Raw genomic sequence first — 11,972 nt, forward strand, 5'->3', positions numbered from 1 at the left:
TATGGACTGTGGGGTGGAATTCATGCATGGTATTCTCCCATTATGGAAAGAGAAAGGCTATACTTCTCATGATTGTGTAAGTAAAGCGCGTGGTATGTTACATACTCGAAAAATCGGGCATACAGGGACACTGGATCCAGATGTGGAAGGTGTTCTCCCGCTATGCGTAGGGAAAGCAACTAAAATCGTGCCTTTTTTAACAGATACGGAAAAAGTCTATGAAGCGACTGTGACCCTGGGGACTTCCACGGAAACAGAGGATGCAAGTGGTGAGGTGATCGAACGTAAGCCTGTATCCGAAGCGATTCCACTTGAACGAATAGAAGGAATTCTAGAGCAGTTTACTGGTGAAATCAACCAAATCCCTCCGATGTATTCAGCCGTAAAAGTAGAGGGGAAGCGCCTGTATCAATATGCACGCGAAGGAATTAAAGTAGAAAGACCACAGCGTAAAGTTGTTATTTCGGACATTGAATTGCTTGATCATGAGGTATCTCATGCAAATGGTCAACTATCCTTTTCCATTCGTGTTGTTTGCTCAAAAGGGACGTACATTCGCACACTTTGTGTAGATATTGGCAAAGCACTAGGTTTTCCGGCGCACATGTCTGCACTTGTGAGGTTAAAAACGGGTGCGATCTCCAAAGAGAATTGTCTAACTTTTGATCAGGTTCAAGAAGCCATTGACCATGGTAATGGGGAAAAATTGCTTCTGCCCCTTTCGAAAGGGCTGGAACACATTGATACCTATCACATACCACAAGATCAAAGACAAGCGATAAAGCACGGTCAAGTGCTGTCGAAGCCAAACGAGCTTACGGCCTCTATTTTCAGGGTGATGTGTGAGCAAGAAGTGTTAGCTATTTATCAAATACACCCAACAAAACCGGATCGCATTAAACCCGTTCGAGTATTTTAAACTTTACTCAAATAAAGCAGGTGAGTAATATGAAAACAATTGAATTATCCGAGTCATTACCGAAACACGATCTCCACTTAGAACCAAGTTCTGTTGCTGTCGGTTTTTTTGATGGGGTGCATAAAGGTCACCAAGAAGTTATCAGAACCGCCCAGGATAGGGCGAGAAAGCTTGGCATACAAACGGCTGTGATGACGTTTGATCCTCATCCTTCTGTCGTTTTGAATAAAAAAGTACAACATGCCCGCTATATTACTCCACTATCTGAAAAGGAGGATATTTTGGATGGGATGGGGATTGATTACTTATTCGTCGTTCGATTTGATCAGTCGTTAGCTGCTCTTCCCCCGGATCAATTTGTCGATGAATACTTTGTTGGATTAAACATTAAACACGTCGTGGCAGGCTTTGACTTCAGTTATGGGCATAAAGGCAAAGGCTCAATGGAGACGCTTCCTCAGCACGCAAAAGGCAGATTGACGTACACTGTGGTTGATCGGATCGATCAAGATCATACTAAGGTAAGTTCTACGAGAATACGTGAGCTTCTGAAGGAAGGAAATGTATCGGCTGTAAATGAATTGCTGGGACGTGAATTTAATGTAGAAGGAACAGTGGTTCCTGGTGACAGAAGAGGACGAACAATCGGCTATCCGACAGCGAATATTACCGATATGGAGGAACAGTACGTACCCAAGACCGGTGTTTATGCTGTTACAGTTGGATATCAAGGAGAAAGATATTATGGAATGGCTAACCTCGGGGTAAAACCAACCTTTCAACCGGAAGGCAGCAACCCAGCCCTGGAAGTGCATGTCTTTGATTTTGACGATGATTTATATGGCACTCGTATAAAAGTCTTTTTCCATCAATTTATACGAGATGAACAGAAATTTGATGGCGTTGAGGAGGTTACCGCTCAGCTTCATACAGACGAAAAGGAGATTCGCCGTTATTTTGAGCTGTAACATAGTTTCCTCTTGCATTTTAGCGATAAAGATTGTACGCTTTAATATGGAACCTTCGCTTGGCGGCGCGTTACTCCGACGTCCGCTCGGGGATAGGGAATTTTAAATATTTCAGGAGGTGTAGCTATAATGGCTATCACACAGGAACGTAAACAAGAACTGATCAATGAGTATAAAACTCATGATAATGACACAGGTTCTGCGGAAGTACAAATTGCTGTACTTACTGAACAAATCACGAATTTGAACGGTCACCTGCGTACACACAAGCAGGATCATCATTCTCGTCGTGGCTTGCTTAAAATGGTAGGTAAACGCCGTAACTTGCTTAACTACCTACGTAATAAAGATATTACACGTTACCGTGAGTTAATTAAGAGTCTTGGCTTGCGTCGTTAATGTAGTAGGATTGAAAAAGCGGGAGTTATTCCCGCTTTTTCTGTATGTTTACATACAGTAGGGTGTAAACTCAAAGAGTAGGCTCTATTTTAATTTATTGTTTTGAGAGGAGTAAAGTGCTTTATGGCAGAAGAAAAGCAAGTTTTTTCAATTGAAGTAGCAGGCCGTACATTCTCTGTTGAAGTAGGAGAATTGGCTAAACAAGCCAATGGAGCTGCTATGATTAGCTATGGCGATACATCCGTTCTTTCAACCGCAACCGGTTCTAAAGAACCAAAGGATTTGCCATTTTTCCCATTAACGGTGAACTATGAAGAGCGCTTATATGCTGTTGGAAAGATTCCGGGAGGATTTATCAAACGAGAGGGACGCCCGAGTGAAAAAGCGATCCTGGCTTCTCGCCTCATTGACCGCCCAATTCGCCCGATGTTCCCTGATGGTTTCCGAAATGATGTACAAGTTATCAGTACGGTCATGAGCGTAGATCAGAACTGTTCTTCAGAAATGGCCGCAATGCTTGGGTCTTCTATTGCTTTAGGGATTTCAGATATCCCATTTGGCGGTCCAATTGCCGGGGCGATCATTGGAAGAGTCGATGGCGAGTTAATCATTAATCCAACAGTGGAGCAGCAGGAGAAAAGCGATATTGACTTAACTGTTGCCGGAACAAAAGATGCAATTAACATGGTTGAGGCAGGGGCGCAGGAAGTAACTGAGGAAGACATGTTAGAAGCGATCATGTTCGGTCATGAAGAAATCAAGCGCTTAGTTGCCTTTCAGGAAGAGATTATTGATGCAGTTGGAAAAGAAAAAATGGACGTGCAATTGTTTGATCTTGATCAGGAGCTTAAAGATAAGGTTGAAGCAGAGGCAACGGATTCATTAGTGGCTGCGATTAAAACAGAAGAAAAGAAAGCTCGTGAGGAAGCTATCGACGAGGCGAAAAAAGCTATTGTTAAAGCTTACGAAGAAATGGAAGCCGATGAAGAAACGATGAAGCAGGTTAACACTATTTTAGAAAACATCGTCAAATCAGAGGTGCGCCGTCTAATTACGAAAGATAAAATTCGTCCAGATGGCCGCGGAGTCGATGAGATTCGCCCATTATCCTCTAAAGTAGGCGTGTTACCGCGTACCCACGGTTCCGGACTGTTTACGAGAGGACAAACCCAGGCTCTTAGTATTTGTACATTAGGTGCTTTGGGAGATGTGCAAATTTTAGATGGGCTGGATCTTGAGGAATCGAAGCGTTTCATGCACCATTATAATTTCCCTAAATTCTCTGTTGGAGAAACAGGACCAATCCGCGGGCCAGGCCGTCGTGAAATTGGTCACGGTGCATTAGGAGAACGCGCCCTGGAAGTTGTGATTCCGTCTGAGAAGGAATTCCCGTATACGATGCGTCTTGTGTCAGAGGTTCTCGAGTCAAACGGATCCACATCACAAGCAAGTATTTGTGCGAGTACATTAGCGATGATGGATGCTGGAGTGCCAATAAAAGCCCCGGTAGCCGGTATTGCTATGGGTCTCGTTAAATCCGGGGACGATTATACGATTCTTACGGATATTCAAGGTATGGAAGATTTCCTTGGAGACATGGACTTTAAGGTGGCAGGAACTGAAAAAGGTGTCACAGCGTTACAGATGGATATTAAAATAGACGGATTGTCCCGTGAGATCTTAGAAGAAGCCCTTACCCAAGCGAAAAAAGGCCGTAAAGAAATCTTGAGTTCCATGCTTGCGACAATTCCGGAAACGAGAAATGAACTTTCTCAATATGCTCCTAAAATCATGACAATGAAGATTAATCCTGATAAAATCCGTGATGTTATTGGACCGAGCGGGAAACAAATTAATCAAATCATTGATGATACAGGTGTGAAAATTGATATTGAACAGGACGGTACTATGTTTATCTCTTCAACAGAAGCTGAAATGAACAAAGTCGCTAAGAAAATCATTGAAGATATCGTAAGAGAAGTAGAAGCTGGCGAAGTATACGACGGTACGGTAAAACGTATTGAGAAATTTGGAGCCTTCGTTGAACTGTTTAAAGGAAAAGAAGGACTCGTTCACATTTCTGAATTGGCTGAAGAGCGCATTGGAAAAGTGGAAGATGTTGTTTCACTTGGCGATACTATTAAAGTAAAAGTCAAAGAAATCGATAAACAAGGAAGAATTAACCTTTCCCGAAAGGCAATTTTAATCGATGAGAAAAAAGAACAAGAAACGAAGGAATAAAAAAGGAACTGGCTTGCCAGTCTCTTTTTTTTTGCCTGAATTCTAGACAACCCTTTTAAAGCATATCCTGCTTAAGAAGGGGGACTTTCCGTGAACAAGTACATAAAACCCGCTGTCATCCTTTTTCTTCTGATTAGCTGTTTGGCTGTCTATCTGTCATCAAACCAAAGCAATCCTGTTTCTTCTTCTAATCCCTTATATGAACAGATAAAAAGTAAGCAGCAGGATTATTTTAAAAAGCCTCAAAATGCATATATTGATCAGGTTTGGAAAAAAACGCCCGGGTTAAACGGAAGAAAAGTGAATATAGAGAAATCTTATAACAAGATGAAAAAAGAGGGAACTTTTAACGAGGAGAAATTAGTATTTGAACAAATCCCTCCAGAAGTGTCATTGGAGGATTTACCAGTATCCCCAATTTACCGGGGGCATCCTGACAAAGAAATGGTTTCTCTGTTAATTAACGTGTCGTGGGGAGCTGAATTTATTCCAGATATGGTGGAGACGTTATCGAAGCATCGCGTCAAAGCGAATTTCTTCATTGATGGAGCGTTTGCATCTGAACATAAGGATTTAGTTCAGATGATTGAAGAGGAAGGTCATCTGATCGGTAGTCACGGTTATGGTCATAAGGATTTTGCCAAATTGTCTAAATCTCAAGCATTGACTAACTTGGATAAAGCAAATAACATCATATCAAGTTTGGTCGAAAGTGAAATTAAATGGTTTGCTCCTCCGGCAGGGAGTTTTACGATGGGGGCAGTCGAAGCAGCTGAGAACTTTGATATGTACACCATTCTCTGGACTGTAGATTCTATTGATTGGAAAAAACCTACCAAAGATGTGTTTTTACACCGTATTACCAGTAAGCTCCATAATGGCGCAACTATTCTGATGCATCCGACAGCAGTTACAGCGTCCAGTTTGGGTGAATTAATCCCCATTATTCAAGAACAGTATAAAATTGGAACCTTAGAGGATTTAATGAGTGAAAAACGAGGAGGATGATAGCAGTGAGGATGAAGGAACTTTCTCAGAAGGAAGTTATTGACGTCGATGAAGGGAAGAAGCTAGGAATTCTTGGAAAAGCAGATCTAATTGTGGATCCTGACAATGGGTTGATTCAATCGTTAATCATTTTAAATGAAGGACTGTTCAAAAGTCGGGACCACATCGAGATTGAGTGGAAGCAAATTTCAATTATTGGGGAAGACACAATATTATTGAAGAAAGGTTGAGCTACAACAAATCGTTGTAGCTTTTTTTGTGGCTGTGCATAGGCTTTTAGGAAATCACTAACGATCTGTTTCTGCATACGATAAAAGGAGATTACACCACTTATAAAGGAGACTTCCGGCATGCTTACAGAATATCATGTAGCAGTCATAGGGGGCGATGCCCGACAAATTGAAATCATAAGAAGATTAAATGAGTGGGGTGCACATGTTTATTTAGCCGGATTCGATCAATTGAACGGGAGCTATACCGAAGCGGTGGAACTTGAGTTTGACAGTGATCAAGTCGAGAAGCTTGATGCTGTCATTCTTCCTGTTTCAGGTACAGATGAAAAGGGCTGTATAGATGGTATCTTTACGAATCGTTCGATCCCTTTGAAAGAAGGGTGGCTAAAGCGCACCCCGAAACATTGTCAAGTGTTTACAGGAATTACGAATGAAACTCTCAGCAAAATGGTTCATAACGCGAATCGAACACTGGTTCCGCTCATGGATCGAGATGATGTTGCCATTTATAACTCAATTCCAACAGTAGAGGGCACGATCATGATGGCCATCCAGCATACAGATGTTACGATTCATAATTCACGGGTTTTGCTTATCGGTTTAGGAAGAGTAGGAGTGAGCTTAGCACGTACTTTTCATCAACTAGGGGCGAAGGTTAGCGTTGCTGTACGTTCTTCGAAGGATGCAGCACGCGTCTATGAAATGGGGTTGACTCCGCTCTATATTGAGTCACTGCCAGAACAGGACCTAGCGTTTGATTTAGTCCTCAATACCGTTCCTGCTCCTGTTCTCGATGCCAAGGTCATTAAAAAGCTGCCAACTCATGCTTTAATTCTGGATATTGCATCCAAACCTGGCGGAACAGATTTTCGTTATGCAGAAAAACGAGGCGTAAAAGCGATATTAGTCCCAGGCCTGCCTGGAATAGTCGCCCCCAAAACTGCCGGCAGAATTATTGCCAATGTTATATCACAGCAGTTGAGAAAAAATAAATAGAAAGGTGGATAACGAATGGTTCAATTAAAAGGTAAAAGAATAGGATTTGGATTAACAGGGTCACATTGCACGTATCATGAAGTGTTCCCTGTTCTCCAGCAGCTCATGGATCTCGGCGCAGATGTTATTCCCATCTTATCTCATACGGTTCAAAAAACGGATACAAAGTTTGGAGAAGCGGCTGAACATCTGAAGACAATCGAGTCGATCACAGGCAAAGAAGCGATTATGACGATTCCTGATGCGGAACCTTTAGGCCCCAAAATGCCGCTTGATTGTATGGTCATCGCTCCTATGACAGGAAATTCCACGAGTAAGTTTGCCAATGCCCTTACGGATTCACCGGTCTTAATGGCTGCAAAAGCAACATTGCGAAACGAGAGCCCGGTCGTTCTCGCTATTTCCACAAACGATGCGTTAGGATTAAATGGGGTTAACATCATGAGGTTGATGGCGACTAAAAATATTTATTTTGTACCTTTAGGGCAAGACCATCCTTATAAAAAACCAAACTCTCTCGTAGCAGATATGACATTGATTCCAGAGACCATTGAAGCAGCTATTTCTGGTAAACAGCGCCAGCCGGTATTGATTGAAAGATACTCGGAGTAATTCTCTTTTTGATAACAGATGCGACAAGAAGTATGATAAAATAACACAATAGTGGCTCACGCAGCAAAAATATATGAAGATTTAATTGAGAAAGGGGATCTGGTTATGAGTCAAACAAACACGTATAATATCGCAGTAGTAGGTGCAACTGGTGCTGTCGGACAAAAAATGTTGGAAACACTCGAAGATCGAAACTTTCCTATCAAAGAATTGAAATTATTGTCATCCAGCCGCTCAGCTGGCAAGAAAATGATGTATAAAGGAACAGAATATACGTTGGAGGAGGCAACACCCGAGAGCTTCGACGACGTCGATATTGCTCTGTTTTCAGCAGGGGGGTCGGTCTCTAAAAAGCTGGCTCCTGAGGCTGTAAAACGCGGAGCGCTAGTCATTGATAATACAAGTGCTTACCGTATGGATGAAAGTGTGCCGCTCGTTGTACCAGAAGTCAATGAAGAGGATATTAAAAATCACAATGGCATTATTGCCAACCCAAATTGTTCAACTATTCAAATGGTTGCAGCCCTCGAGCCAATTAAGCAGAACCTAGGTATGAAGCGTGTCATTGTTTCTACGTACCAGGCTGTTTCCGGTGCTGGTAATGAGGCAGCGGAGGAACTTCGTGAGCAATCACAGGCTTTCTTAAATGGAGAAGAATTAGAAGCTAGCATTCTACCAGTTAGTGGTGATGAGAAGCACTTCCCAATTGCTTTTAATGCGCTGCCGCAGATTGATAAATTTCAAGAAAACGGGTATACCTTTGAAGAAATGAAAATGATTAATGAAACGAAGAAAATCATGCATCATTCTGCCCTTCATATCTCAGCTACTTGTGTTCGTTTGCCGTTTTTCACTTCACATGCAGAGAGTGTTTATGTTGAAGTAGAAAAGGATGACGTTTCCGTTCAACAATTGAAAGAGCTTGTAGGCAGCGCACCTGGAATCGTTCTTGAGGATGACCCAGCTGTTCAATCCTACCCAACACCATTGAGTGCTGCTGGGAAACGCGATGTATTTGTAGGCCGTATACGTAAAGATCTCGACCATAAGAATGGATTTCATCTTTGGGTAGTTTCTGATAATCTATTAAAGGGAGCTGCCTGGAATTCAGTTCAAATTGCAGAACGAGTCGTCGCCAATCAATGGCTGTAAATCTAATAGGTTGAGGTGTGTACATTGAAATTACTCGTGCAAAAATTTGGGGGAACCTCTGTCCGTGACCAGGAAAGCAGATCACGGGCGATCTCTCATATTAAAAATGCTCTAAATGAAGGATACAAAGTCGTCGTTACCGTTTCCGCAATGGGACGTAAAGGCGAGCCGTATGCCACAGATACATTACTGGATCTAATCCAATTTCCCGAATCAAATGTATCAGATCGAGAACAAGATCTGATTATGTCTTGCGGAGAAACCATATCATCAGTGGTTTTTTCAAACGAATTAGCGCTGGAAGGGGTATCTGCTGCTGCTATAACAGGTGCTCAGGCTGGTTTTTTAACAACGGATGATTTTACACGGGCAAAAATATTACGCATGGACCCAACTCGCATTTTAGCGGAACTAGAAAAGAATGATGTTGTAGTTGTTGCTGGATTTCAGGGCAAGACGGAGTCTGGTGATACGACAACGATAGGCCGTGGAGGCAGTGATACGAGTGCTGCTGCTTTAGGTGCGGCTTTAAATGCGGATTACATTGATATTTTTACAGATGTTGAAGGGATTATGACAGCAGACCCGAGACTGGTAGAGTCAGCACGGGCTCTTCATGTAGTTACGTATAATGAAATTTGTAATCTTGCTTATCAGGGGGCAAAAGTGATTCACCCGCGTGCGGTTGAAATCGCCATGCATGCGAAGGTACCTATCCGAGTTCGGTCGACTTATTCAGACTCAACCGGCACATTAGTGGCTGCTTCAAAAGAAGGGGAAGCAGGTAATGATTTGCCTGATCGACTTGTAACAGGGATCGCTCATATGTCCGGATTAACGCAAATTAAAGTTCAATCAAAAGAGGATCCGTCGAAGCTTCAATCCGAGGTATTTAAATCCATGGCTGAAGCGAATATTTCTGTTGATTTTATTAACATTTCACCAAGTGGGGTAACCTATACAATTGATGGAATGTTTACGGAAAGAGCAGTCGGTATCCTGAATGATCTCGGTTATGAGCCAGAAATTAAAGAAGGCTGTGCAAAAGTATCGACAGTTGGAGCTGGTATTACGGGTGTTCCCGGGGTTACAGCTCAGATTGTACAAACGCTGATTGAGCGTGGTGTACAGATTTTGCAGTCAGCCGATTCCCATACCACAATTTGGGTTCTGATCAAGGAAGAGGATTTGATTGATGCGGTCAATGCCCTCCACGATATCTTTCAATTGAATATAGAATAATGAAAGGGGATATAAGACGTGGATTTTGGTAAAGTATTAACAGCCATGGTGACACCTTTTGATAACCATGGGAACCTTGATCTTGTTAAAACGTCGACATTGGTAGAGTATTTAATAGATCATGGAACAGAAGGGTTAGTTGTGGCTGGAACAACCGGAGAATCACCAACACTTACTTCAGAAGAAAAAGTGGCTCTTTGGGAGCATGTAGTAACAGTAGTCAACGGCAGAATTCCGGTTATTGCAGGCAGCGGCAGCAATAATACGCAAGCTTCCATTGAACTCTCAAAGAAAGCTGAACAAACTGGAGTAGATGCCATAATGCTCGTTGCCCCTTATTACAATAAGCCGAATCAACGTGGTCTTTATGAACATTTTAAAACCATTGCTGAATCGATCACGAAGCCTGTCATGTTGTATAACGTGCCAGGACGGACAGCTGTCCGAATGAGTGCTGATACGGTCATTAGACTATCGGAAGTTGACAATATCGTCTCGGTAAAAGAAGCGACAGGAGATCTGGATGCGGTAGCCGAGATTGTAGAGAAAACAGATGACTCGTTCTCACTGTACAGTGGTGATGATAATTTGACTCTTCCGATTTATGCAGTAGGCGGAAATGGGATTGTTTCTGTATCCTCTCATGTAGTTGGTGAAGAATTACGTGAGATGCTCAGATTGTTTGATGCAGGGAAAGGCAAAGAAGCTGCTGCCCTTCACAGGCGAATTCTTCCTGTGTTAAAGGGAATGTTTAGCGCACCTTCACCGACTCCTGTTAAGACGGCTCTGCAAATGAAAGGGCTCGATACAGGAGGAGTCAGACTGCCGCTCGTTCCCCTCACTTCAGAAGAACGCCATACGATTCAACAATTGGTTGACACGATTTAATGGGACAGCAGCGTATAAATAACGCTGCTGTTTTTTTGCCCCCGCAGGACGCAGGGGCGTTCGGCGTTGAAACATGCCCTACACGATGTAAGGTTGTTCGATGTTGGCATAGACCCTACACGACGTAGGTTCGTTCGACGTTGGCACAGGACGTGCCGAACTTAGTCGAACTTCCTTTTAATTCGGTTTTAATCGAACTTACTCTATCGTGACTTGTTCTTTCGCTTTTTCTTGTATGACGATTGATACTCTGTCTCATACTAAGAAAAAGTGTGAAAGGGGCAGGTAAGATGAAAGACAAACAAGAAGAAAATGATCAGTCAAAGCAGCAATCATCGCTCGTAGATAAAATACAGCAGCTGGGCCAAAATAATGTTCCACAACCAGGTGACTCAAATATCCATGTTCTCCCGATTATTGGGCAAGTAGAAGGGCATGTCCAATTGCCGGCACAGAATAAAACGACCAAATATGAACATTTGATTCCACAGCTGATTGCTATCGAACAAAATCCTAAAATAGAGGGTCTCGTCGTGTTGTTAAACACAGTAGGCGGGGATGTTGAAGCGGGACTTGCGATATCAGAAATGATTGCTTCCTTGTCTAAGCCATCAGTCTCCATTGTCCTTGGAGGAGGTCATTCTATCGGTGTTCCGATTGCTGTAGCTTCAAACTATTCCTTTATAGCTCCAACAGCTACTATGACGATTCATCCGATCAGACTAAATGGGTTGGTGATTGGTGTTCCACAGACATTTGAATACATGGATAAAATGCAGGACCGAGTGATTAATTTCGTAACTAATCATTCCGATATTGAAGAAGAGAAATTTAAAGAACTTATGTTTGCTAAAGGAAATTTGACACGTGATATCGGCACGAACGTTGTCGGACAGCAAGCTGTGGATTCTGGGTTAATTGATGATGTAGGCGGTGTCCATGAAGCAATGAGCAAGTTAAATGAACTCATTGATATTCAGAAAGGTAAACAAGAGCAGGTGATTCAATGACCCTTTACACACCACTAAGCGAACATGATATTTTCCCACAGTCCTATAACGACGGGGAAATTGTATTCGAAAACTATAGAAACTGCCAGGTGAAATGTCTCGATCAAGGGGATGGAAAAAAACAAATTATTCAATTACTATCAACCAACCCAGCAGATTACATGGACCCGACTTTACAACCAGGACAATGGCTGGACTCGTAACACGCTGCACCCTATGCTATAATAAAGGAAGATAGAACTGATTTTTGGATGTCGCTTACACTACTCCTTAGTAGCAGGCGACATCTTGTTCTTTCCTAAGG

13 protein-coding genes are annotated in these 11,972 nt (G+C 42.5%); all 13 read left to right on the forward strand.

The window, feature by feature from the left end:
• The first annotated feature begins 22 nt into the window (after positions 1-22).
• Positions 23-919, forward strand: coding sequence for a tRNA pseudouridine(55) synthase TruB (gene truB, locus P9989_RS10630; RefSeq protein ID WP_283078722.1), 897 nt, complete (start codon positions 23-25; stop codon positions 917-919).
• A 29-nt stretch (positions 920-948) separates the two neighbouring features.
• On the forward strand, positions 949-1,887 hold the full coding sequence (locus P9989_RS10635) for a bifunctional riboflavin kinase/FAD synthetase (protein WP_283078723.1): 939 nt from the start codon (positions 949-951) through the stop codon (positions 1,885-1,887).
• 129 nt (positions 1,888-2,016) lie between these two features.
• A complete protein-coding gene (gene rpsO, locus P9989_RS10640) occupies positions 2,017-2,286 on the forward strand; it encodes a 30S ribosomal protein S15 (RefSeq protein ID WP_283078724.1) in 270 nt (89 codons plus the stop codon).
• 123 nt (positions 2,287-2,409) lie between these two features.
• Positions 2,410-4,527: a polyribonucleotide nucleotidyltransferase gene (gene pnp / locus P9989_RS10645; RefSeq protein ID WP_283078725.1), complete on the forward strand. Its 2,118-nt coding sequence runs from the start codon at positions 2,410-2,412 to the stop codon at positions 4,525-4,527.
• A gap of 90 nt (positions 4,528-4,617) precedes the next feature.
• Positions 4,618-5,535: a polysaccharide deacetylase family protein gene (locus P9989_RS10650; RefSeq protein WP_283078726.1), complete on the forward strand. Its 918-nt coding sequence runs from the start codon at positions 4,618-4,620 to the stop codon at positions 5,533-5,535.
• Between the two features lie 11 nt (positions 5,536-5,546).
• A complete protein-coding gene (locus tag P9989_RS10655) occupies positions 5,547-5,765 on the forward strand; it encodes a YlmC/YmxH family sporulation protein (protein WP_283078891.1) in 219 nt (72 codons plus the stop codon).
• A gap of 120 nt (positions 5,766-5,885) precedes the next feature.
• Positions 5,886-6,764 carry a dipicolinic acid synthetase subunit A gene (dpaA, locus tag P9989_RS10660; protein WP_283078727.1) on the forward strand — a complete coding sequence of 293 codons (879 nt, stop codon included), beginning with the start codon at positions 5,886-5,888 and terminating at the stop codon, positions 6,762-6,764.
• Between the two features lie 15 nt (positions 6,765-6,779).
• The gene (locus P9989_RS10665; protein ID WP_283078728.1) at positions 6,780-7,376 is read left to right on the forward strand and encodes a dipicolinate synthase subunit B; all 597 of its coding nucleotides are present in this window, start codon (positions 6,780-6,782) and stop codon (positions 7,374-7,376) included.
• Between the two features lie 105 nt (positions 7,377-7,481).
• The gene (asd, locus tag P9989_RS10670) at positions 7,482-8,528 is read left to right on the forward strand and encodes an aspartate-semialdehyde dehydrogenase (RefSeq protein ID WP_283078729.1); all 1,047 of its coding nucleotides are present in this window, start codon (positions 7,482-7,484) and stop codon (positions 8,526-8,528) included.
• 24 nt (positions 8,529-8,552) lie between these two features.
• Entirely contained in the window at positions 8,553-9,770 is a 1,218-nt protein-coding gene (gene dapG, locus P9989_RS10675; RefSeq protein WP_283078730.1) for an aspartate kinase, read from the forward strand.
• Positions 9,771-9,815: 45 nt separating this feature from the next.
• Positions 9,816-10,658: a 4-hydroxy-tetrahydrodipicolinate synthase gene (dapA, locus tag P9989_RS10680; protein ID WP_283078892.1), complete on the forward strand. Its 843-nt coding sequence runs from the start codon at positions 9,816-9,818 to the stop codon at positions 10,656-10,658.
• 290 nt (positions 10,659-10,948) lie between these two features.
• Positions 10,949-11,668: a ClpP family protease gene (locus P9989_RS10685; protein WP_283078731.1), complete on the forward strand. Its 720-nt coding sequence runs from the start codon at positions 10,949-10,951 to the stop codon at positions 11,666-11,668.
• Positions 11,665-11,871: a YlzJ-like family protein gene (locus P9989_RS10690; protein WP_283078732.1), complete on the forward strand. Its 207-nt coding sequence runs from the start codon at positions 11,665-11,667 to the stop codon at positions 11,869-11,871. Before P9989_RS10685 ends, P9989_RS10690 begins: the two co-directional genes overlap by 4 nt.
• Positions 11,872-11,972: the final 101 nt, after the last annotated feature.

The sequence above is a fragment of the Halobacillus naozhouensis genome, from assembly GCF_029714185.1.
GTDB lineage: Bacteria > Bacillota > Bacilli > Bacillales > Halobacillaceae > Halobacillus_A > Halobacillus_A naozhouensis.

Excerpts from the sequence above, each read along its gene's own strand:
- P9989_RS10685 (WP_283078731.1), top strand. The coding sequence starts at position 10,949 with ATGAAAGACAAACAAGAAGAAAATGATCAGTCAAAGCAGCAATCATCG.
- P9989_RS10665 (WP_283078728.1), top strand. The coding sequence starts at position 6,780 with ATGGTTCAATTAAAAGGTAAAAGAATAGGATTTGGATTAACAGGGTCA.
- asd (WP_283078729.1), top strand. The coding sequence starts at position 7,482 with ATGAGTCAAACAAACACGTATAATATCGCAGTAGTAGGTGCAACTGGT.
- P9989_RS10655 (WP_283078891.1), top strand. The coding sequence starts at position 5,547 with ATGAAGGAACTTTCTCAGAAGGAAGTTATTGACGTCGATGAAGGGAAG.
- P9989_RS10690 (WP_283078732.1), top strand. The coding sequence starts at position 11,665 with ATGACCCTTTACACACCACTAAGCGAACATGATATTTTCCCACAGTCC.
- rpsO (WP_283078724.1), top strand. The coding sequence starts at position 2,017 with ATGGCTATCACACAGGAACGTAAACAAGAACTGATCAATGAGTATAAA.
- dpaA (WP_283078727.1), top strand. The coding sequence starts at position 5,886 with ATGCTTACAGAATATCATGTAGCAGTCATAGGGGGCGATGCCCGACAA.
- pnp (WP_283078725.1), top strand. The coding sequence starts at position 2,410 with ATGGCAGAAGAAAAGCAAGTTTTTTCAATTGAAGTAGCAGGCCGTACA.
- truB (WP_283078722.1), top strand. The coding sequence starts at position 23 with ATGCATGGTATTCTCCCATTATGGAAAGAGAAAGGCTATACTTCTCAT.
- P9989_RS10635 (WP_283078723.1), top strand. The coding sequence starts at position 949 with ATGAAAACAATTGAATTATCCGAGTCATTACCGAAACACGATCTCCAC.
- dapA (WP_283078892.1), top strand. The coding sequence starts at position 9,816 with ATGGTGACACCTTTTGATAACCATGGGAACCTTGATCTTGTTAAAACG.